Raw genomic sequence first — 19711 nt, 5'->3', positions numbered from 1 at the left:
CCTGAGAACTTGATGATTTATACAATCATCAAGTCTAGTTCCTCTTCTGAATTAGGAACCTGGGGTTTACCCGGATTTAGATAAAAATCGGATAACAAAGAGAACAACTCCCGATCTGGTGTGTCGTTAGGTACAACACCTTCGGGACGCGCTAGAATTTGGTCGGCGATGTTGAGATAGTAGTCGCAAACGTAGTCTAGGGAAGGATCTTGCTCTGCCATCTCAAACAAAGTCTTGCCTTTCACACGGGAAACACGGATATCTTCAATCAAAGGTAAAACTTCCAAAACTGGCATTGGCACAGCTTCTATATATTTTTCAATCAAGTCGCGCTTGGATGTGCGATTGCCAATTAACCCAGCTAAACGCAGTGGGTGAGTTCTTGCTTTTTCGCGGACTGAAGCAGCAATGCGATTAGCCGCAAACAAAGCATCAAAGCCGTTGTCTGTAACAATCAGGCAGTAATCTGCATAGTTGAGTGGTGCTGCAAAACCACCACAAACTACGTCACCCAGAACGTCAAAAAGAATTACATCGTACTCATCAAAGGCGTTGAGTTCTTTAAGTAATTTTACGGTTTCACCGACTACGTAGCCGCCACACCCAGCACCCGCAGGTGGGCCACCGGCTTCTACGCAATCCACACCGCCATAGCCTTTATAAATTACATCTTCCGGCCAGACATCTTCGTAGTGATAATCCTTTTCTTGGAGGGTGTCGATAATTGTGGGAATCAAAAACCCAGTCAGGGTAAAGGTGCTGTCATGTTTGGGATCGCAGCCAATTTGCAGCACTTTCTTGCCACGTTTAGCTAGGGCGACGGATATGTTACAGCTAGTTGTGGATTTACCGATACCACCTTTTCCGTAGACTGCTAGTTTCACTGTTGTTTCCCTCTTATAGCTTTTTTTCAAACATGTGGCTCAAACATTTGCCTTCACCTTTCCTGAGATGGCGATGCGTGAGGTCTATGAATGTCATTATTGGGCAAATTACATAGAAAGGAAAGTGGCTGTTATTTTATAAACGGGTTTTATCGGATGAATTAGAAATTAATTATAGTTATTTTGGTTTTTAATTACCTTAAAAGTCATATTTAGCTCTAAAAATCATGTATAAATAGTTTTTACTAATTATTTTTATAAAAAGAGTTACAAAAAACAAAAATTTGGAATTGGCTTTTTTGAATGGTTTTCATAGAATTTAGTTAATATTCGTGCAACGTGTTTTCAGGGTATTGGGGCACAGGGTGAAGGGTAAAGAGAGGTATATGCAGCCTTATGCTGGAAATACTACTGCACCGTACCACTTCGTGGAAGCAAGCTACGCCTAGCGTCTCTTAGAGAAGGTATCGCAGATAATCTGGCAGTTTTCAGTCGGTATAGGGAACCATTTAATTGCTGCTTGAGAGTGAGTTAGTGTGATTTTGTAAAATATTATTAATTTGTCAAATATTTTCCAAGAGCCAAGGCGAATAGAATTTGCGGCTACACAAAGCAAAGCCCACCTCCGTGGGCTAAGAGAAAAATTTTAGAGTGTGCGTAAGTCCTAAAATTTATTTCAGTCGAGCTATAGAAGGGAATCAGGACACCTCAGTTTCAAGCCCGTGGATTTCCTGTAATGTTTGCCAGCCAGCTTGCCACTGTGAGCTATCTTGTAATAATTTGGCATTTATCCAAAAACGGACTTGAGGATCGCAAGCAGAAACCATTTCGGCGTAAACCCACTTAGCCTGATTTTTCCGATTGACTACTTGGAAGTGCCGCCAACCGTCTACTTTTTGCTGCGCCGTCCACTTAGAACCAACTAGGTAAGGAAATTTTTGTTTTTTAGTCATTTGTTATTTGTCGTTGGGCATTGGGCATTATTTATTTCTCCCTCATCTCCCTCATCCCCTCACTGCTAAGATGTCACCAAATCGCCATTACGGGTAAATTTATGACAATTCAACTCACTATCTTGCTGGACGCATAGGGAAAACCATCTAATATGACTCCAGCAGGTGTTGATATTGTTGGTAATTTTGCGCTTTTTCTTTGAAAGACGTTGTCTTACGACTTCATTAGGGCAAAGAATTTCTAACGTACCCGTACCATCTTGGTCATTGACGATGCGAAATAGACAATCTTGCAACATAGCACGGCTGCTGCTGTCGAAGAACCGCTTAAATCGCTCTAGCTTTTCCCCTTCAGTCATTTGGCTGATGGGTTTTATTTTCAATAAATTCTCATCCTCAAAGTCAAAGTCATCATCTTCAAAGTCGTAGGGGTTAATCATTTTCAGTATCCACTAGGCGACCTGGGATCATAGTAACTCTGTGTAGGGGTAGAAGAACTTCAATCCGTCATACTTGGAGTACGCATTCTGAACAAGAATCGCACAGTGGAAAATCGGAACTAGGGGAAAATACCACTTTTACAAGACGTGAACACCGATCTAGGCGATCGCTCTCCTCTTCATACAATATCTATTAACAGCAGAAATTATCTTGACTTGGTGTTCTGGTAGTAGCCTCTGACAAGCTACTGCGCCTCTACGTTCCTGAAAAAGCCTATGCAACCTACTAATCCTAACCAATTTACAGAAAAAGCCTGGGAAGCGATCGCCCATACCCCGGATATTGTTAAACAATATCAACAACAGCAAATTGAAAGCGAACACCTGATGAAAGCGCTGCTAGAACAAGATGGTCTAGCAACTGGGATTCTCACCAAAGCAGGTGTTAACCTCCAAAAACTGCGCGATCGCACCGAACAATTTTTCCAACGTCAGCCGAAAGTATCGGGTAATAGTACCTCAGTATACTTAGGACGTAGCTTAGATACACTGCTAGATCGAGCAGACGTGTATCGCAAGGAGTTTCAAGATGAATATATTTCAATTGAACACTTATTGCTGGGTTATGCCAAAGATGACCGCTTTGGCAAAGCTTTATTCCAAGAATTTGGTTTAGACGAAGGCAAGCTAAAAGATATTATTAAACAAGTTCGGGGGAGCCAAAAAGTGACCGATCAAAATCCAGAAGGCAAATACGAAGCACTGGAAAAATATGGGCGTGACCTCACAAAAGCCGCCCATGAAGGTCTACTTGACCCAGTGATTGGGCGAGATGATGAGATTCGCCGCACTATCCAAATTCTCTCTCGCCGCACCAAGAATAATCCTGTGCTAATTGGTGAACCGGGTGTTGGTAAAACTGCGATCGCTGAAGGATTAGCACAGCGCATTATCGCTGGTGATGTACCTCAGTCCCTCAAAGACTGCAAGTTGATTTCTTTAGATATGGGTGCTTTGATTGCGGGGGCAAAATTCCGGGGTGAATTTGAAGAACGCCTGAAAGCAGTATTAAAAGAAGTTACTGAATCTACCGGCAAGATTATTTTATTTATTGATGAAATTCACACCGTTGTCGGCGCTGGTGCAACGCAAGGCGCGATGGATGCTAGTAACTTATTAAAACCAATGTTGGCGCGGGGTGAATTGCGTTGTATTGGGGCGACGACTCTAGATGAATACCGCAAACATATCGAAAAAGATGCCGCACTAGAAAGACGCTTCCAACAAGTTTATGTCGATCAGCCAAGTGTAGAAGATAGTATTTCGATTTTGCGTGGGTTGAGAGAACGTTATGAAAACCACCACGGGGTGAAGATTTCTGATAGTGCTTTGGTCGCCGCCGCCGTGTTGTCGAGTCGATATATTAGCGATCGCTTCCTCCCTGATAAAGCCATTGATTTGGTAGATGAAGCCGCCGCGAGATTAAAAATGGAGATTACCTCCAAACCCGAAGAACTCGACGAAATCGATCGCAAGATTCTGCAATTGGAAATGGAGAAGCTATCGCTGCAAAAAGAAAGTGATGCCGCTTCTCGTGAACGTTTAGAAAGATTGGAAAAAGAAATTGCCGATCTCAAAGAAGAACAAAGAACCCTGAATACTCAATGGCAATCTGAAAAAGATATCATTGACAAAATTCAGTCTGTGAAAAAGGAGATTGAACGGGTCAATTTAGAGATTCAGCAAGCAGAACGCGATTACGATCTTAACCGGGCTGCGGAGTTGAAATATGGTAATTTAACCAGCTTGCATCGCCAATTGGAAGCAGTAGAAGCTGAGTTGGCAAGCGCCCAAAGAAGTGGTAAATCACTATTACGGGAAGAAGTTACAGAAGGTGATATTGCTGAAATTATTTCTAAATGGACAGGAATTCCCATCAGCAAGTTAGTGGAATCTGAGAAAGAGAAACTGCTGCATTTAGAAGATGAACTACATCACCGCGTCATTGGACAAGAAGAAGCAGTCACAGCAGTAGCTGATGCAATTCAGCGATCGCGCGCTGGATTGGCCGATCCCAATCGTCCCATCGCCAGCTTTATTTTCCTTGGGCCGACGGGTGTGGGTAAAACCGAGTTGGCGAAAGCACTGGCGGGGTATATGTTCGATAGCGAAGATGCGTTGGTGCGAATCGATATGTCGGAATACATGGAGAAACACGCCGTCTCCCGTTTAATCGGTGCGCCTCCGGGATATGTGGGTTATGAAGAAGGCGGACAACTTACAGAAGCGATTCGCCGCCGTCCTTACTCTGTGATTCTCTTCGACGAAATTGAGAAAGCACACCCCGATGTCTTCAATATCTTCTTGCAAATTCTCGATGATGGTCGCGTTACTGATGCCCAAGGTCATAAGGTGGACTTTAAGAACGCTATTATCATCATGACTAGCAACATCGGTTCGCAATACATTCTCGATCTCGCTGGGGATAACGCTCACTACGACGAAATGCGCCGTCGAGTCATGGAGGCGATGCGAAACAGCTTCCGTCCTGAGTTCCTGAACCGGATTGACGAAATCATCATCTTCCACGGTTTAGATAAGAAGGAATTGCGGCAAATTGTGCTGTTGCAAGTTGAAAGATTGCGCCAAAGATTGGGCGATCGCAAAATATCCCTCAAACTCTCTGATACTGCTCTTGACTTTTTAGCAGAAGTAGGGTATGACCCAGTGTATGGGGCGCGTCCACTGAAACGGGCGATTCAGCGCGAGTTAGAAACTCAAATTGCTAAGGCTATTTTGCGCGGTGAATTCAACAACGGCGACACCATCTTTGTAGATGTGCAAAATGAGCGTCTTTCTTTTAGTCGCTTGCCTGTTGAGGTGTTTAGCAGCTAATTCAGCTACTAGGGATTTCTAAGAAAACAAACCACGGAGGTGCAGAGAAGCTAGTGCGTTGCCCTAGGCGTGCCGGAGGCATCACCCGAAGGGGGGTTCCTCTCGTTGTAGCAACTGGCGTGGCGCACAGAAATTAAGAGGATAGAGGATTGTTGTATGAGATTTTTGGATGTTTCTTAATTGTAAGTTCCTTATATACTGTTCGGTTAAGGCAAGAGACGCGATGAATCGCCGTCTCTACAATAATCATTTTTTCGTCTTGACGGCGATTTATCGCGTCTTTACGCTCTAGAATTTCCATCAAAAAAACTTAACCGAACCGTATTGCCTTATCTCACGCAAAGACGCTAGTGAAGTACCCCTTTTTGCTTCGCTGAAAAAGGGGCTTCCAATTTCAACTACAACAATGACGGTCTTATTCGTCTCTTGGGTTTCCCGTCTCATCCGCCGTTGCCACGTTAGGAACTTCCGAAGAAGTCGAGAACTAAATCCCGTGATGGTCTTACACCGCGTCCACAGGCAGCCCCCCGCCTACCGCAGGGAGTTTGATTTTTGTTCGTACAACACCGCTTGGATTCACGACAATAGTCAACCAGCTAACAGTGTTCTTTCCCCAATCTCTGATGTTGCTGCGGCAAGTATTTTACTACTACTTTGAAGTTAGCCTTTTTGTTCCATACAGTTGGGAGGGTTATCGACCATTTTTATATTACCATAAATAGACATACGCTGTACGTCTATTTATGAAAAGTGGAAGATTGAATTTAAGGATATCTGAGAAAAGATTAGCCAAACTCAAAGTCCATGCAGAAAACAGAGAAAAAACAGTTACACAGTTGGTTGAAGATTGGATCGATAGGTTGCCTAGTCCAAAAAATGACGACTTCTCAACCAACCCACTCCCCAATCAGCCTGACGGCTAATATTGGAGTTGGTTGCTCGCCGTCGTCCGCCCCCTATCCCCACCCTACTAAGAGTTGGGTGGGGACTTCCGCGATACGTTAAACAAATGCGTCTTTGCGTTTTTTGTGAAACTCTTCCCAAATTTACAGTGCTTTTCAAGTCATCGGACTACACCATTCCCAATTCCCGATTCCCTACTGCTTACAAATCACTTGTCGCATTTTACGCATATTTGCGGGCAACTCAAAGTTCATTGCTTGTTGAATGAAAATTGATGGAATGGGAATTAGAGGTGTAGCTTGCACAGTATAAGCAAGCAAGGTGCCGTTACCGCAATCTTGGAGTTCTAAATTGGCGTTAAAATCCTCAAAAGTCCCTTTTACCATACGAAATTGGATTTGTTGCCCCAGCACTTCTACAACGTTGAGGTAAATTTCCACTTGAGCGGTGAAAAAGAAAAAGGCTTTTTGTGCTGCTTGATACAAACGTTTGACTTCACCTTTATGTGATATTTCGCTTTTAGTGATATCAGGAAAATATTGCACCCACCGGGGATAATCAGTTAATTGCTGCCAAACTTGCGATCGCACCATTGGCAAATACATCCAAGCTGTGACAGCGCCACCACAGCTTTTGTGCGATCGCGTTTCTACCAAAATTTCACCCTGTACCAGCAAATTTTGCTTGTCTTGACTCCAAGCCATATCTGAACCTGCAATAATTGAGTCTGAGATATGAGACGCAGACATAATGATTTTTGTTACTCCTCAACTCACCCACTTAAATGGAGTTGAAATTACAAGTCATAAAACTTGATTTAGATCCAACCCATTAAATTTTAGTTCCAGTGTAATCCCTATCTTTTCCGGAAACAGTGATTATTTCAGTTACTTTACTGTCAAAGTTGTAGTTCTTATCACAATTAACACAATTACTACTTAACTGGGCTTAATAATAGCAGTATTTATAAATGAAAAACAAAGTTATTAACAGCTAGAATGGCACAAACACTATTTAATATCAAGCGCCTTACCTCAAAGTCTGGATAGGATCTCTAAATTTTTACGTGTTATTTATGATGAAACTGTAACTTCATCATAACTTTATATCTGATGGTCAATATCAAGTATAATTTCTGTTGAGTTGAGAGGAAAATTAGGTGAGTCAATCTTCTTTAAATCGTAGATTAATCCAGGTTTTTGGTATCCTTCTCGGCATGAGTGTAGCTGTCTGGGTACTGAGAGGCGTTGGTATTCTCACTTTTATTCCCGGTGGAATAATTTGGTTACTGCTACTAGGAGCGATCGCGATCGGGATGATCAGTTATGCCCAAAGGACTTGGTGGCGTTTGTAATCTGATTTCTCATAATCTGGGAAATTTATCCCAAGGGTAGATGTCTACCTCGTTTAAGAATTGTAGCGTGGCTATTTTCACTCACTGACAAAAGTATTTAATAGTGAAGCAATGGCAACAATTTACTAAGGGAAAGGAATATGGCAAAGTATCTATGTACCGTTTGCGGCTATGAATACGATCCAGAATTAGGCGATCCAGATAGCGACATAGCACCGGGAACAGCCTTTGAAGATATACCAGAAGATTGGTCATGTCCAACCTGCGGTGCAACAAAAGATGACTTCGAACCTGATGAAGAGTGAAAATAACAGCTAGCCTAGTAAAGTACGTGCTATTGAGAAATTTTAGAACTTGCTACCGTTACGAATTGTAGTTATTGGGGGTGGGGCTGCGGGATTTTTTGGTGCGATCGCTTGTGCTAAAGCCAATCCTGATGCCGAAGTTACTTTACTCGAAGCCAGTCGTCAACCACTGGCGAAAGTGCTAATTTCTGGTGGTGGACGCTGCAACGTGACTCACGCTTGCTTTGATGCCGAGGAGTTAGTGCAAAATTACCCCAGAGGTGCAAAAGCTTTAAGGGGTGCTTTGACTCGCTTTGGCCCTCAAGATACAGTAGCTTGGTTTGCTGCTGGTGGAGTCTATCTCAAAACTGAAGCTGATGGCCGGATGTTTCCTGTCACCAACACTTCCGAAACCATTGTAGAATGCCTAATTAAAGCGGTGGCGAAATCTGGGGTAAAACTCCGGATCGGTACACACGTAACTTCAGTGAAACGAACCGCAGCAGATGGGGGGTTTGATGTTCTCCTCAAGTCGGAAGAGACGATTAAATGCGATCGCCTACTTCTTGCTACCGGCAGCAGCATTGTCGGTTATAAAATTGTCCGAGAGTTAGGTCATCAAATTGAACCGCCAGTACCCTCATTATTTACCTTCAACATTGCCGATCCGCAATTGCGGGCTTTAGCTGGAGTTAGCGTTAACTCTGCCCAATTGCGGTTATCTCTGGGCCCAAAATCCCAATTACAACAGACTGGGCCATTGCTAATTACTCACTGGGGTTTGAGTGGCCCCGCTGTTTTGAAGCTTTCTGCTTGGGGTGCGAGAGTTCTGCATGAAAGCCACTATCAAGCTACATTATTGATTAATTGGCTGCCCCTGATGCCACAAGAACAAGTGCGAGAAAAAGTTTTAGCAGTTAAGGATGAGTGGGGGAAAAAAGCGATCGCATTACATCGCGGCGTTGATTTACCCCATCGTCTCTGGCAATATATCATTGCTCGTACAGGTATAACCACAGACGATCGTTGGGCAGAAATATCTAGTAAAACCCTAAATCAACTGGTGCAGGAACTTACACAGGGACAATACTTAATCAATGGCAAAGGAGCCTTTAAAGAAGAATTTGTTACCTGTGGCGGTGTTAACCTCAAAGAAGTCAACTTTAAGACAATGGAAAGTAGGTTAATTCCTGGTCTTTATTTTGCCGGAGAAATCTTAGATATTGATGGTATTACTGGTGGCTTTAACTTCCAAAGTGCTTGGACAACTGGGTATTTAGCAGGGATAGCAATGGCGAGCAGCGACTAGAGCATCAAAAACCTATTCATAACTTTTGGGCAAATAAGGGAAATGACGCGATCGCAACCGGGTACGTTTAAGTATATGCCTTAAATTTAATGTGCAATTCATTGAATCCGTGTTCCTAGAATCACTGAGTTTTTTACTGTAACCCGGATTTCTGTAGCAGTAATACGAGGATCTTTGAGCCAAAATTCCCTTATTGGATCTGTTCGTCCGTGCCATTCTGGAGGCCAATGTTCTTCGGGTGTTAAATCGTCCAGTAGAATAAAGCCTCCTGGTTTGAGAGCATTTATTAATATTTCAGGTTCGCTGAGTTTTGCCTTTCCGCCATCAGCAAATAAAAAATCAAAGGGAGCATAGGTGAGCAAATCGCGCCAGTCGCCTTGAAGTGTGAGGACATTAGACTTATCTGCAAATAGCTGTTGGACAAGTAAGGCAAGTTGCCGATCGCTTTCAATCGTAACAAATCTACTATTTTGATGTAATGCACTCACTATCCAGGCTGCACCAACACCACATCCACTACCAATCTCGCCAATTTGACCCTGTGTGATGTGTCTAGTAAGGATATGCAACAAGCGACCAACTTCTGGGAGCGAGGATTGGGAAAACTCCAGTTGTACAGCCAGCAATTGAGCTTCTTGCACCAATGAGGGAATAGAAGCAATCGGATGATAGATTGTCATGTCACCAATATGCTAGCTCACCGCAATGTGTCTATAAAATTACTGGATTGGGGCATAAAGAGGGAAAATTATCTTGTCATTGTAGATCAATTTTGAACACACCCAACAATGAAATTCAGCGAAATTATCCGCCAATTTGGTGAAACAGCCACCAATCATAGCCTGACTAGCAACCCAGACCATGACCCAGAAATTACAGGGGTAGCAGCCATTGATGAAGCTACTAACGGTACTCTCAGTTACGTAGAAGGGGCAAAATTTGGGCCTTTTGTCAGCAAAACCAATGCTACTGCTTTAATTTTGCCCCAAGATGAAAAATTACAGTTGATTGCCCAAGAGAGAGGTATTGTCTGGATAGCAGCCTCAGATCCGCGACTGTTCTTTGCCAAAGCGATCGCCCTTTTTTACCAACCATATCGCCCCCTTCCAGAAATTCATCCCACTGCTGTCATTCACTCCACTGCAAAAGTTGGTAGTGATGTTTACATTGGCCCCCATGCTGTGATTCAGCAAGGGGTGGAAATTGGTGATGGCGCAATTATTCATCCCAATGTGGTGATTTATCCAGATGCTAAAATTGGCGATCGCACCACCTTACACGCCAACTGTACCATCCACGAACGCACCCGCATCGGTGCAGATTGCGTGATTCACAGTGGTGCTGTTATTGGTGCAGAGGGCTTTGGTTTTGTTCCTATTCGTACTGGATGGTTAAAAATGGAACAATCTGGTTATACAGTCTTAGAAGATGGCGTAGAAGTTGGCTGTAACAGCGCCATTGACCGCCCGTCCGTTGGAGAAACACGGATAGGTAACAATACAGTAATTGATAACTTAGTGCAAATAGGTCATGGTTGTCAAATTGGTTTTGGCTGTGCGATCGCAGGTCAGGCTGGGATGGCAGGTGCTGTAAAACTTGGGAATCGGGTCATTTTAGCTGGACAAGTAGGAATTGCGAATAGGGCGAAAATGGGTGATGGGGCGATCGCTTCGGCTCAAACTGGCATTTTACACGATGTTCCGCCGGGAGAAATTGTCTCTGGAACTCCTGCAATTCCCCACAAACTATATCTCAGAGCATCTGCTATTTATAGTCGCCTACCAGATATGTATCAATCGCTAAGGCAATTGCAACGTAAATTCAAAAATAGCAATGATGAATAAAAAAGCTTGGCAGATTTTTTACACATAAGACATCTGGTGAACAAGAATGTAGAGACGCGATATATCACGTCTCTACAAGAGTTATGCATAACGCATATTTAATTTCTGGAGATGTCTATAGTAAAAATCCACATTACAAATCGCTTGTTAATGCTCCATTCCTTTATGAGTGGAGTATTTGTAACTAATAATTATGACTACTGAATTATAGCGGTTCTCATTTATGTGAGGTACACCCGTAGGGGCAATTCATAAATTGCCCCTACACCTTACGAGATGATGTTTTACCACATTTGAATGGGAACTGCTATATTTCTCAAAAATATAAACTAATTCGATAATAAATAACTAATAGATATACTTTGAGAAATATGTTTTTTAAAACTTATTTCTTTTTGAAGAGCAAATTGAATAATTACATATATCGCAAGATAGAGAGATATACAAGTATCTATAATTAATAATAAAGTAAGTAAGCTTACCTGGTTTTTACAGCAAGCTTCGCAATAAAAAACAATAAATAAGAGAAAAAATGCCCAGGCTCGTAGGACAGCGCTCTAATACTGGATCAAATATCACCGTTCTTATCACCCTTGTGGCTATTTTTGGGGTACTTTTTGAATACTTTGGCGTTATTGACATAGTTCCTGGTTTTGGCAGAGAGGGACGATATTTTCAGCTAAAAATTCAGCCAACTAGCGAACAAGTCACCGGACAACCCAATCAATAAAAACAAAAACCGCGAGGGATAAATGCGTAAAGGTAGTGATGTTATCGATAAAATTGTCGTTACATTTGATAAAGGTAAGAAAATTGAGCGAATTCTAGATTTAATTTTTGATCAAAAACACAATCAAATTTTGGGGTTCTTGGTTGAAGAGAAGAGACTGTTTAGGGCTGCAAAAGTCATTCCTCTGGAAGAGGTGCGAGCCATCGGGTTAGATGCGATCGTCGTTAACTCGAAAGAATCTGTTGTTAAAGTACATCGTCTCCCTGAAATAAAAGAGATTCTGCACCAAAATCTCGTCCTCAAAGGAACAAGAATTCTGACCACAGAGGGACTAAACCTTGGCGCGCTAGTTGATTTGTTCTTCGATGAGCATAGTGGACAGGTGGAAGGATACGAAGTTTCTGGTGGTGTATTTGCCGATGCTTACTCAGGGCGATCGTTCGTTCCCGCTCCCGAAACGCTGATAATTGGTGACGATGTTGCTTTTGTACCTCCACAAACTGCTCAGATGATGCAAGAACAGGTAGGTGGTATTCGCAAAGCCGTCCAAGCAACTGAAGATAGGTTGCAAGAATCGGCCCAAACAGCTAACCGCAGTTTACAGTCAGCCAGCCAGACAGCAGGTGAGCAACTGCAAAGCTCAGTAGAGAATATGAACCGCAGGTTACAGTCAGCCAGCCAGACGGTAGGTGAGCAACTAGAAGCCGCAACTGATGCGACTAACAGCAAACTGCAAGACCTCAATCGAGATGCATCTGCCTTCCTGACAAACAATCTGGTCGATCCAGCGGAGCAAAAAATATCCGTGATTGGCAAGCGGGTTGAGCGGGATGTGCTGACTCCAGATGGTAATGTACTGCTATTAGAGGGGCAGGAAGTCACCCTAGTCGATGCAGAAGCGGCCGATCGCATGAATATCCTCGATGAACTCTATCAAGCCACGGGTGGCAGCCTTACTGCAAACATTAGTCGCAATTTGAAAGCAGCAACAGAATCTACTAGCAATCAAATTCAGAGCGCAACTCGCAGCGTTGCTGCTAACTTACGTGAATCGGTTGATGGACTAGCAGAATATGTGGCGATCCAGCAAGCAAGAGGGCGTAGAGTCTTGCAAACAGTGCGTGCTGACGATGGGTTAATTATTGCGGCATCTGGGCAGATTGTCACCGAATCCGTCCTTGAGCGGGCCCAGATTTACGGCAAACAAGCAGAATTACTGAGCGCTGCTGGTCTGGCTTTGGCTAGTGCAGTTAGTTCTACCGCCAGTGACACATGGTTAGAAACCAAAGTTCAACTGCACGATCGAGCAAGCGTTGCTCAAAGGAATCTCAACAGTTTCTGGCAAGCTTTGAAAGAGAAAGCAGAAGAGTTACAAGGACGCAGTACCCAGGCGATGAAGAAGCAACGAATTGAACAAGCACTGGGTCGTCCAGTTACCCGCGTCATTCTCGATCCAAAAGACAACGTGATTCTGAATGTGGGTGAATTGATTACCCATCGGGCTGTTCGTCAGGCTGAAGAAAGTGGAGTCTTGAATATTTTGCTGAGTTCGGTCTATATGAAGGAGCCAGAAATATCCGAGCGAGAACTCCGTGCCGAAGAATATGGAATGGCAGCCTTGGTGCATCATAGTAACGAGCGATCGCAACTTGAAGCCAAATCAATTTTAGTAAACTAATCCTCGGCTTTAATAGGACTACTACTGGTTTATACAGAAACCTAAGTCGTGAGTCTTAGGAATCCCCGACCGTTTACGGCGGGGAGGATGTCAACACATTAATTTTGCAAGGTTTGTAGTGAGCGATTTATCGCTCAGTTTTAAGCACTGAACTGCTTACTACAAACTCATCAAAATTAATGCGACAGACTACTACCTTGTAATCAATCAGCTAAAATCCTAATTTCTCCAAGACTGGCTTTGTAGAAACAACGTGGCGTTCTAAACCCAGTTCTTTTGGGCTGACCCCAAGTGCTAAAGCAATCAACTGGGGTAAATGCAACACTGGTAAACCTAACTTTTGCTCAATCACCTTTTCCACCTCTGGCTGACGCGAATCTAAATTTAAGTGGCATAGAGGACAAGGTGTAACAATACAGTCAGCACCAGATGTTAAAGCATCCTGAATATGCATCCCCGCCATCTTGAAAGATTGGGTAGTCGCATAGCTAGAAAGCGGCCAACCACAACATTGTGTCCGCCCTCGATAATAAATTGGTGTTGCGCCTACCGCCCGAAACATATTTTCCATCGCTTCCGGTTGGAATGGATCCTCATCAGGCATAGATTTTTGGGCGCGAAGGAGATAGCAGCCATAAAAAGCTGCACATTTTAATCCAGTTAACTTCCGAGTGACACGTTTGGTAATTTCCTCTAAACCGTAATCTGTCACTAAAGCGTAGAGGAGGTGTTTAACATCGGTACTACCGCGATAAGGCGAACAGCCTTCTTTATGCAGCAAGCCATTAACCTGTTCAACATAGTTAGGGTTAGAAGTCTTACATTCTTTTAGGTGTTCGTTGACGTGACCGATAACACCTTGACAAGTACTGCAATGGGTAAGTAAGGGCAAATTTAATTCTTCTGCTAAAGCAATATTTCTGGCGTTGACTGTATCTTCTAGCAGTTGGGAATCTTCTTTAAATGTGCCAGAACCACAGCAAGCAGCTTTTTTAAGTTCAACCAATTCAATACCCAGTGCTTTGGTAAGGGCTTGAGTTGACTGGTAAAGTTCTCGACAGGCCCCTTGAGCAACACAACCGGGGAAGTAAGCGTATTTGAGTTTGAGTGTCTGAGATAGCATAGAGGTATATTTGGGTTAGAGCGATCGCTCTAAAACAATAACTGTTTTATCATTCCTTGTTAGCACTAGAGTTCTGATGTTTAACCTTCAGCGACCCTTTAAGCGTTTATATATTCATATTCTGATTGCTAGCAAGGCTGTAAATACTGATGGAGACATTGTAAAAAAATTTAGTAATAATTAGACAACTGAAGCATTTACACGGTATCGGTGATGGCGCAACCCGCTCCCCTACCCAACTGTTCCCAGAAAAGTTACCCGATTCTTTTGAGGAACGGCAGGGTTTTTCTGTTAGAAAACCCCTTGGTAGTATACGGGCGATCGCGCTTGACGATAAGATGTATATGCTCAAAACAATGTCTCCCGTAAAGAGCAGAACCTAGCAACTGGTTAAGGACTTTTATTATTTATGAGCCAAACAGAACTTTTTGAAAAGGTCAAGAAAATCGTCATCGAACAACTGAGTGTTGAAGAGAAAGACTCTAACAAAGTCACACCAGAGGCGAAGTTTATGGAAGATTTAGGGGCTGATTCCCTAGATACTGTCGAACTCGTGATGGCTTTGGAAGAAGAATTTGATATCGAAATTCCTGACGAAGCTGCCGAACAGATTGTATCGGTTCAAGACGCAGTAGATTACATCAATAACAAAGTTACCGCATCAGCTTAGAAAAGTTTTGAGTCTCTATCAGATGGCTTTGCTCGCTCCCTCTGGGCGTTTATGGCAAAACCAGTACTTTAACTTTTTACTGAGTGCTGAACAGTTAAAAGTTTAGGAGTGAGAGTTTTAGGAGGCAAAAGTTCGGAGTTCTCTCCATCTTTAGGTGCTTCCAAAACTCAGAACTCAAGACTCGAAACTCAGCACTATTTAATGCCTGCTGCTTTTTCGCCACATTTAACTGAATCATGACAGATCATACACGTAAACGCGTTGTTGTAACTGGTGTTGGCGCGATTACACCTATAGGTAATACAGCAACAGAATATTGGGATGGATTATTGAGTGGACGCAATGGCATTGACTACATCACATTTTTTGATGCGTCTCGCCATGATTGCCGGATTGCTGGTGAGGTAAAAAACTTCGATCCACATGATTACTTGGAGCGCAAAGATGCCAAACGTATGGATCGATTTGCCCAATTTGGGGTTGCGGCAGCAAAACAGGCTCTATCTAACGCGCAGTTAGTTATTAATGAACTGAATGCAGAACAGATAGGTGTCATGATCGGTTCTGGCGTTGGTGGCATTAAGGTATTAGAAGACCAGCAAACTATCTACCTCAACCGCGGGCCTGATCGCTGTAGCCCATTCATGATCCCGATGATGATTGCCAATATGGCCGCAGGATTAACGGCAATTCACACGGGTGCTAAAGGGCCAAATTCTTGCCCTGTAACTGCCTGTGCTGCTGGCTCCAACGCTGTTGGCGATGCTTTTCGCTTAATTCAAGGGGGATATGCCCAAGCGATGATTTGCGGCGGAACAGAGGCAGCTGTAACCCCATTATCGATGGCTGGGTTTGCCGCGTGCAAAGCCCTCTCTTTTCGTAATGACGATCCGACTCATGCTTGCCGTCCCTTTGACCGCGATCGCGACGGATTTATATTAGGTGAAGGTTCAGGAATTTTAATTCTCGAAGAACTGCAACACGCCATAAGTCGCGGCGCTCACATTTATGCCGAAATGATCGGCTATGGTATGACCTGTGACGCATACCATATCACTTCCCCCGTCCCTGGTGGACTAGGCGCAGCGAGAGCCATAGAACTAGCGCTCAAAGATGCCAGTATAACTCCTGAGCAGATTAGCTACATTAATGCCCACGGCACTAGCACCCCGGCGAATGATTCAACTGAAACCTCAGCGATCAAAAAAGCCTTGGGAGAACATGCGTATAAGGTGGCAATTAGCTCCACCAAATCGATGACAGGTCATTTATTAGGCGGTTCTGGAGGTATTGAAGCAGTGGCAACAGTACTGGCGATCGCTAATGACCAAATTCCCCCGACAATCAATCTCGAAAATCCCGATCCTGAGTGTGACTTAGATTACGTGCCTAACTTTAGCCGCGCTCAAAAAGTTGAGGTGGCAATATCCAATTCTTTCGGGTTTGGCGGTCATAACGTCACACTGGCCTTTAAGAAATACGTCTAAAAGAAGTCAGAATTCAGGAGTTTTATTCACTCTGCCCCCTGCCCCCTGCTCCCTGCCCCCTGCTCCCTGCCCCCTGCTCCCTGCCCCCTGCCCCCTGCCCCTGCCCCCTGCTCCCTGCCCCTGCCCCCTGTCCCTGCCCCATACCCAATGCCCAACGAAAGTACCATAAATATCATTCCGATATAACTTAAGCGTTCAGCATGACCCGATTATCAGCTTGATTTATCACCAGAAACTCAGGAGATCCCGCTTGTCCATCGACAAGCGGGAGTGGGATGATGAGGATACTGTGGAGAATCTAAAATAACCCCAGTAAGAGAAGCTACGAAGAGTGCTAACCCGTCGTTAAAAACAAGAGATTATGACTGTTGCAACCCAATCCGCCAAAGAATTGTCCCTCGAAGAACTTTGTATTAACTCGATCCGCTTCTTGGCTGTTGATGCCGTAGAAAAGGCCAAATCGGGACACCCAGGACTGCCAATGGGCGCGGCTCCAATGGCTTTTATCCTCTGGGATCGCTTTTTAAAGTTTAATCCTAAGAATCCCAAATGGTTTAACCGCGATCGCTTTGTCTTATCTGCCGGTCATGGCTCAATGTTGCAGTACGCCCTACTGTACCTGACAGGCTACGATAGCGTCACCATTGAAGATATCAAACAATTCCGGCAATGGGGTTCTAAAACTCCCGGACACCCAGAAAACTTTGAAACCCCAGGCGTAGAAGTCACAACTGGCCCCTTGGGTCAAGGAATTGCCAATGCAGTTGGTTTAGCGATCGCAGAAGCACATCTAGCTGCTAAATACAACAAACCCGATACCAAAATTGTTGACCATTACACCTACGTAATTTTAGGTGACGGTTGCAACATGGAAGGGATTTCCGGTGAAGCTGCTTCCTTCGCAGGACACTTGGGATTAGGCAAACTCATCGCTTTATACGACGACAATCACATTTCCATTGACGGTTCCACCGATGTAGCATTCACCGAAGATGTTTCCAAACGCTTTGAAGCTTACGGTTGGCACGTTCTGCATGTCAAAGATGGTAATACAGATTTAGCAGCGATCGCCAAAGCAATTGAAGAAGCTAAAGCTGTCACCGATAAACCATCAATGATTAAGGTAACAACCACCATCGGCTATGGTTCCCCCAACAAACAAAACACTGCTGGCGTTCACGGCGCTGCTTTGGGTGCAGACGAAATTGCCTTAACTCGCAAACAACTGAACTGGGAATATGAGCCTTTTGATATTCCACAAGATGCTCTCAACCACACGCGTAAAGCAGTGGAACGTGGCGCAGCTTCCGAAACCGAATGGAACAAAACCTTTGCCGACTACAAAGCTAAGTATCCCCAAGAAGCGGCTGAATTTGAACGCTACATTAGCAGCAAACTGCCCGACGGTTGGGATAAAGTATTACCTACCTACACTCCCGAAGACAAAGGATTGCCCACCCGTAAACACTCAGAAAACTGTCTCAATAAACTAGCAGCGGTTTTACCTGAATTAATTGGTGGTTCGGCTGACTTAACCCACTCCAACTTGACCGAAATCAAAGGCAAGGGCGACTTCCAAAAAGGGCAATACGAAAATCCCAACATCCACTTTGGTGTGCGGGAACATGGTATGGGCGCAATCTGTAATGGTATAGCGCTGCACAATTCGGGATTAATCCCCTACGGTGCTACCTTCTTGATCTTCACAGATTATATGCGTGCTGCCATTCGCTTATCCGCCCTTTCCCAAGCTGGTGCAATTTGGGTGATGACGCACGACTCCATTGGACAAGGTGAAGATGGCCCCACACACCAACCCATTGAAACCCTCGCTTCCTTGCGAGCCATTCCTAACTTAACAGTGTTTCGTCCCGCAGACGGCAATGAAACCTCTGGCGCTTATAAAATAGCGATCGAAAAAGCCAAGCAAAACGCTCCATCTCTATTAGCGTTCACCCGTCAAAACGTCCCCAATTTGCCAGGTACATCAATTGAGGGTGTAGCCAAGGGTGGATACACCATAGTGGATAGCGAAGGTACACCTGAACTGATCTTGATTGGTACTGGTTCAGAGTTGAGCCTCGCTGTCAGCGCAGCCGAAAAACTCAAAGCTGAAGGTAAGAAAGTTCGTGTCGTTTCGCTACCTTCATGGGAATTGTTCGAAGCACAGGATGCGGCTTATAAAGAGTCCGTTCTACCAAAAGCTGTCACCAAGCGTTTGTCTGTAGAAGCTGCTAGCAGTTTCGGCTGGCACAAATACGTGGGTACTGAAGGCGATACTGTTAGCATCGACCGCTTTGGTGCTTCGGCTCCAGGCAATGTTTGTCTAGAGAAGTTTGGCTTTAGCGCTGATAATGTATTAGCTAAGGCTAAACAATTGTTGGGTTAATAGCAACAGAATATTCTCAAAATTTTGTGGGGTGGGCATCTTGTCCACCTTTTTTTATGCACAGGGCCGCTGAGAGGATTGTTTATAATTTAGGTAATTAGTTAAATACTGGGAGAAGTTATGCAAGAAGTTTCTAGCTATCATCAGGAACTTATCAATCGGATATCGCCAATTGTGGAAAATTTATTTAAAGGTAATAGTTTATATCAAGTAAAGTTAAACCAACGGGAAATGAGCCAAATGTTAGTTGAACTATTTGGGCAATTCTCACCAGAAGAAATGAGGGAAATTAAAAATGATGATTTGATAGATAGAATTGATAGTATTTTAATTTTAGAGGCAGTTTCAGGTACGTTAAATGATTTAACACCGGAGCAAATCAAAATGTACGATCAAGCAGTAAAGAGAAAATAGACAAAGTGACTGTTAATATCAGAAATATAATATATTTAATCATTTGGAGGTCTTTATGCAGGAAATTGCGCGGGAAAGAGATATAGCGATCGCACGATTATCAAAAATCGTCGATAAATTAATTCAAGGTAATAGTCTCTATCAAGAAAGATTAGATAAACAAGAAATTATTCAACATTTAGTTAATTTATTGGATAAGTTTCCACCAGAATTTATAAATGCTCTTTCTGATGGTGAATTAACAGACAGAATTGATAGTATTTTAGTAATAGAGGCAGTTTCTGGGACATTGAATGATTTAACACCAGAGCAAATAGAGATGTTTGATGCAGCAGTAGAAAGAAGATAGCAATA

Annotated in this window: 19 protein-coding genes; 13 read left to right on the top strand and 6 right to left on the bottom strand. The window is 43.6% G+C overall.

All coding sequences use genetic code 11. The annotated features are described in order from the left end of the window. Positions 1 to 17 precede the first annotated feature (17 nt). The 3 genes from bchL to GTQ43_RS25605 form a co-directional block, all read right to left on the bottom strand. Positions 18 to 884 carry a ferredoxin:protochlorophyllide reductase (ATP-dependent) iron-sulfur ATP-binding protein gene (bchL, locus tag GTQ43_RS25615; RefSeq protein ID WP_012410753.1) on the bottom strand — a complete coding sequence of 289 codons (867 nt, stop codon included), beginning with the start codon at positions 882 to 884 and terminating at the stop codon, positions 18 to 20. 698 nt (positions 885 to 1582) lie between these two features. Continuing rightward, a complete protein-coding gene (locus GTQ43_RS25610; protein ID WP_265275517.1) occupies positions 1583 to 1837 on the bottom strand; it encodes a TIGR02450 family Trp-rich protein in 255 nt (84 codons plus the stop codon). 65 nt (positions 1838 to 1902) lie between these two features. Continuing rightward, positions 1903 to 2277 (bottom strand): hypothetical protein, encoded by a 375-nt coding sequence (locus tag GTQ43_RS25605; RefSeq protein ID WP_265275516.1) that lies wholly within the window; start codon positions 2275 to 2277, stop codon positions 1903 to 1905. 276 nt (positions 2278 to 2553) lie between these two features. On the opposite strand from GTQ43_RS25605, the gene clpB reads away from it, so the two are divergent. Further along, positions 2554 to 5172: an ATP-dependent chaperone ClpB gene (clpB, locus tag GTQ43_RS25600; RefSeq protein ID WP_265275515.1), complete on the top strand. Its 2619-nt coding sequence runs from the start codon at positions 2554 to 2556 to the stop codon at positions 5170 to 5172. A gap of 406 nt (positions 5173 to 5578) precedes the next feature. After that, positions 5579 to 5830 carry a hypothetical protein gene (locus GTQ43_RS25595; protein ID WP_265275514.1) on the top strand — a complete coding sequence of 84 codons (252 nt, stop codon included), beginning with the start codon at positions 5579 to 5581 and terminating at the stop codon, positions 5828 to 5830. 439 nt (positions 5831 to 6269) lie between these two features. Here the strand turns inward: GTQ43_RS25595 and GTQ43_RS25585 are convergent, their stop codons facing one another. Continuing rightward, positions 6270 to 6824 (bottom strand): SRPBCC family protein, encoded by a 555-nt coding sequence (locus GTQ43_RS25585; protein ID WP_265275512.1) that lies wholly within the window; start codon positions 6822 to 6824, stop codon positions 6270 to 6272. Between the two features lie 410 nt (positions 6825 to 7234). Between GTQ43_RS25585 and GTQ43_RS25580 the strand changes: the two genes are divergently transcribed. The 3 genes from GTQ43_RS25580 to GTQ43_RS25570 all read left to right on the top strand — a co-directional run bounded on the left by GTQ43_RS25580 (position 7235) and on the right by GTQ43_RS25570 (position 9022). Next, entirely contained in the window at positions 7235 to 7429 is a 195-nt protein-coding gene (locus tag GTQ43_RS25580) for a hypothetical protein (protein WP_265275511.1), read from the top strand. 140 nt (positions 7430 to 7569) lie between these two features. Beyond that, entirely contained in the window at positions 7570 to 7734 is a 165-nt protein-coding gene (gene rd, locus GTQ43_RS25575) for a rubredoxin (protein ID WP_265275510.1), read from the top strand. 49 nt (positions 7735 to 7783) lie between these two features. After that, positions 7784 to 9022: an NAD(P)/FAD-dependent oxidoreductase gene (locus GTQ43_RS25570; RefSeq protein ID WP_265275509.1), complete on the top strand. Its 1239-nt coding sequence runs from the start codon at positions 7784 to 7786 to the stop codon at positions 9020 to 9022. 98 nt (positions 9023 to 9120) lie between these two features. On the opposite strand, the gene GTQ43_RS25565 is transcribed toward GTQ43_RS25570, so the two are convergent. After that, positions 9121 to 9702, bottom strand: a complete 582-nt coding sequence (locus tag GTQ43_RS25565) for an O-methyltransferase (protein WP_265275508.1) — start codon at positions 9700 to 9702, stop codon at positions 9121 to 9123. Between the two features lie 108 nt (positions 9703 to 9810). Between GTQ43_RS25565 and lpxD the strand changes: the two genes are divergently transcribed. From lpxD to GTQ43_RS25550, 3 genes are all read left to right on the top strand, one after another. After that, positions 9811 to 10866: a UDP-3-O-(3-hydroxymyristoyl)glucosamine N-acyltransferase gene (lpxD, locus tag GTQ43_RS25560; protein ID WP_265275507.1), complete on the top strand. Its 1056-nt coding sequence runs from the start codon at positions 9811 to 9813 to the stop codon at positions 10864 to 10866. 532 nt (positions 10867 to 11398) lie between these two features. Continuing rightward, on the top strand, positions 11399 to 11596 hold the full coding sequence (locus tag GTQ43_RS25555; protein WP_265275506.1) for a hypothetical protein: 198 nt from the start codon (positions 11399 to 11401) through the stop codon (positions 11594 to 11596). Positions 11597 to 11618: 22 nt separating this feature from the next. Next, positions 11619 to 13274 (top strand): PRC-barrel domain-containing protein, encoded by a 1656-nt coding sequence (locus tag GTQ43_RS25550; protein ID WP_265275505.1) that lies wholly within the window; start codon positions 11619 to 11621, stop codon positions 13272 to 13274. A 211-nt stretch (positions 13275 to 13485) separates the two neighbouring features. Here GTQ43_RS25550 and GTQ43_RS25545 read toward each other — a convergent pair whose 3' ends face one another. Next, entirely contained in the window at positions 13486 to 14397 is a 912-nt protein-coding gene (locus GTQ43_RS25545; protein ID WP_265275504.1) for a CoB--CoM heterodisulfide reductase iron-sulfur subunit B family protein, read from the bottom strand. A gap of 409 nt (positions 14398 to 14806) precedes the next feature. On the opposite strand from GTQ43_RS25545, the gene acpP reads away from it, so the two are divergent. The 5 genes from acpP (at position 14807) to GTQ43_RS25520 (ending at position 19706) form a co-directional block, all read left to right on the top strand. Continuing rightward, positions 14807 to 15067: an acyl carrier protein gene (gene acpP, locus GTQ43_RS25540; RefSeq protein WP_265275503.1), complete on the top strand. Its 261-nt coding sequence runs from the start codon at positions 14807 to 14809 to the stop codon at positions 15065 to 15067. A 236-nt stretch (positions 15068 to 15303) separates the two neighbouring features. Continuing rightward, complete coding sequence (gene fabF, locus GTQ43_RS25535) at positions 15304 to 16554, top strand: beta-ketoacyl-ACP synthase II (protein WP_265275502.1); 1251 nt, start codon at positions 15304 to 15306, stop codon at positions 16552 to 16554. Between the two features lie 361 nt (positions 16555 to 16915). Continuing rightward, a complete protein-coding gene (tkt, locus tag GTQ43_RS25530; protein ID WP_265275501.1) occupies positions 16916 to 18943 on the top strand; it encodes a transketolase in 2028 nt (675 codons plus the stop codon). A 120-nt stretch (positions 18944 to 19063) separates the two neighbouring features. Continuing rightward, positions 19064 to 19357 carry a hypothetical protein gene (locus GTQ43_RS25525; RefSeq protein ID WP_265275500.1) on the top strand — a complete coding sequence of 98 codons (294 nt, stop codon included), beginning with the start codon at positions 19064 to 19066 and terminating at the stop codon, positions 19355 to 19357. Positions 19358 to 19412: 55 nt separating this feature from the next. Further along, the gene (locus tag GTQ43_RS25520) at positions 19413 to 19706 is read left to right on the top strand and encodes a hypothetical protein (protein ID WP_265275499.1); all 294 of its coding nucleotides are present in this window, start codon (positions 19413 to 19415) and stop codon (positions 19704 to 19706) included. The last annotated feature ends 5 nt before the right edge of the window (positions 19707 to 19711 follow it).

Origin of the sequence: Nostoc sp. KVJ3 (genome assembly GCF_026127265.1) — a bacterium.
GTDB lineage: Bacteria > Cyanobacteriota > Cyanobacteriia > Cyanobacteriales > Nostocaceae > Nostoc.
The sequence above is the reverse complement of the archived record's forward strand: the minus strand, read 5'-3'. Positions and strand labels throughout refer to the sequence as shown.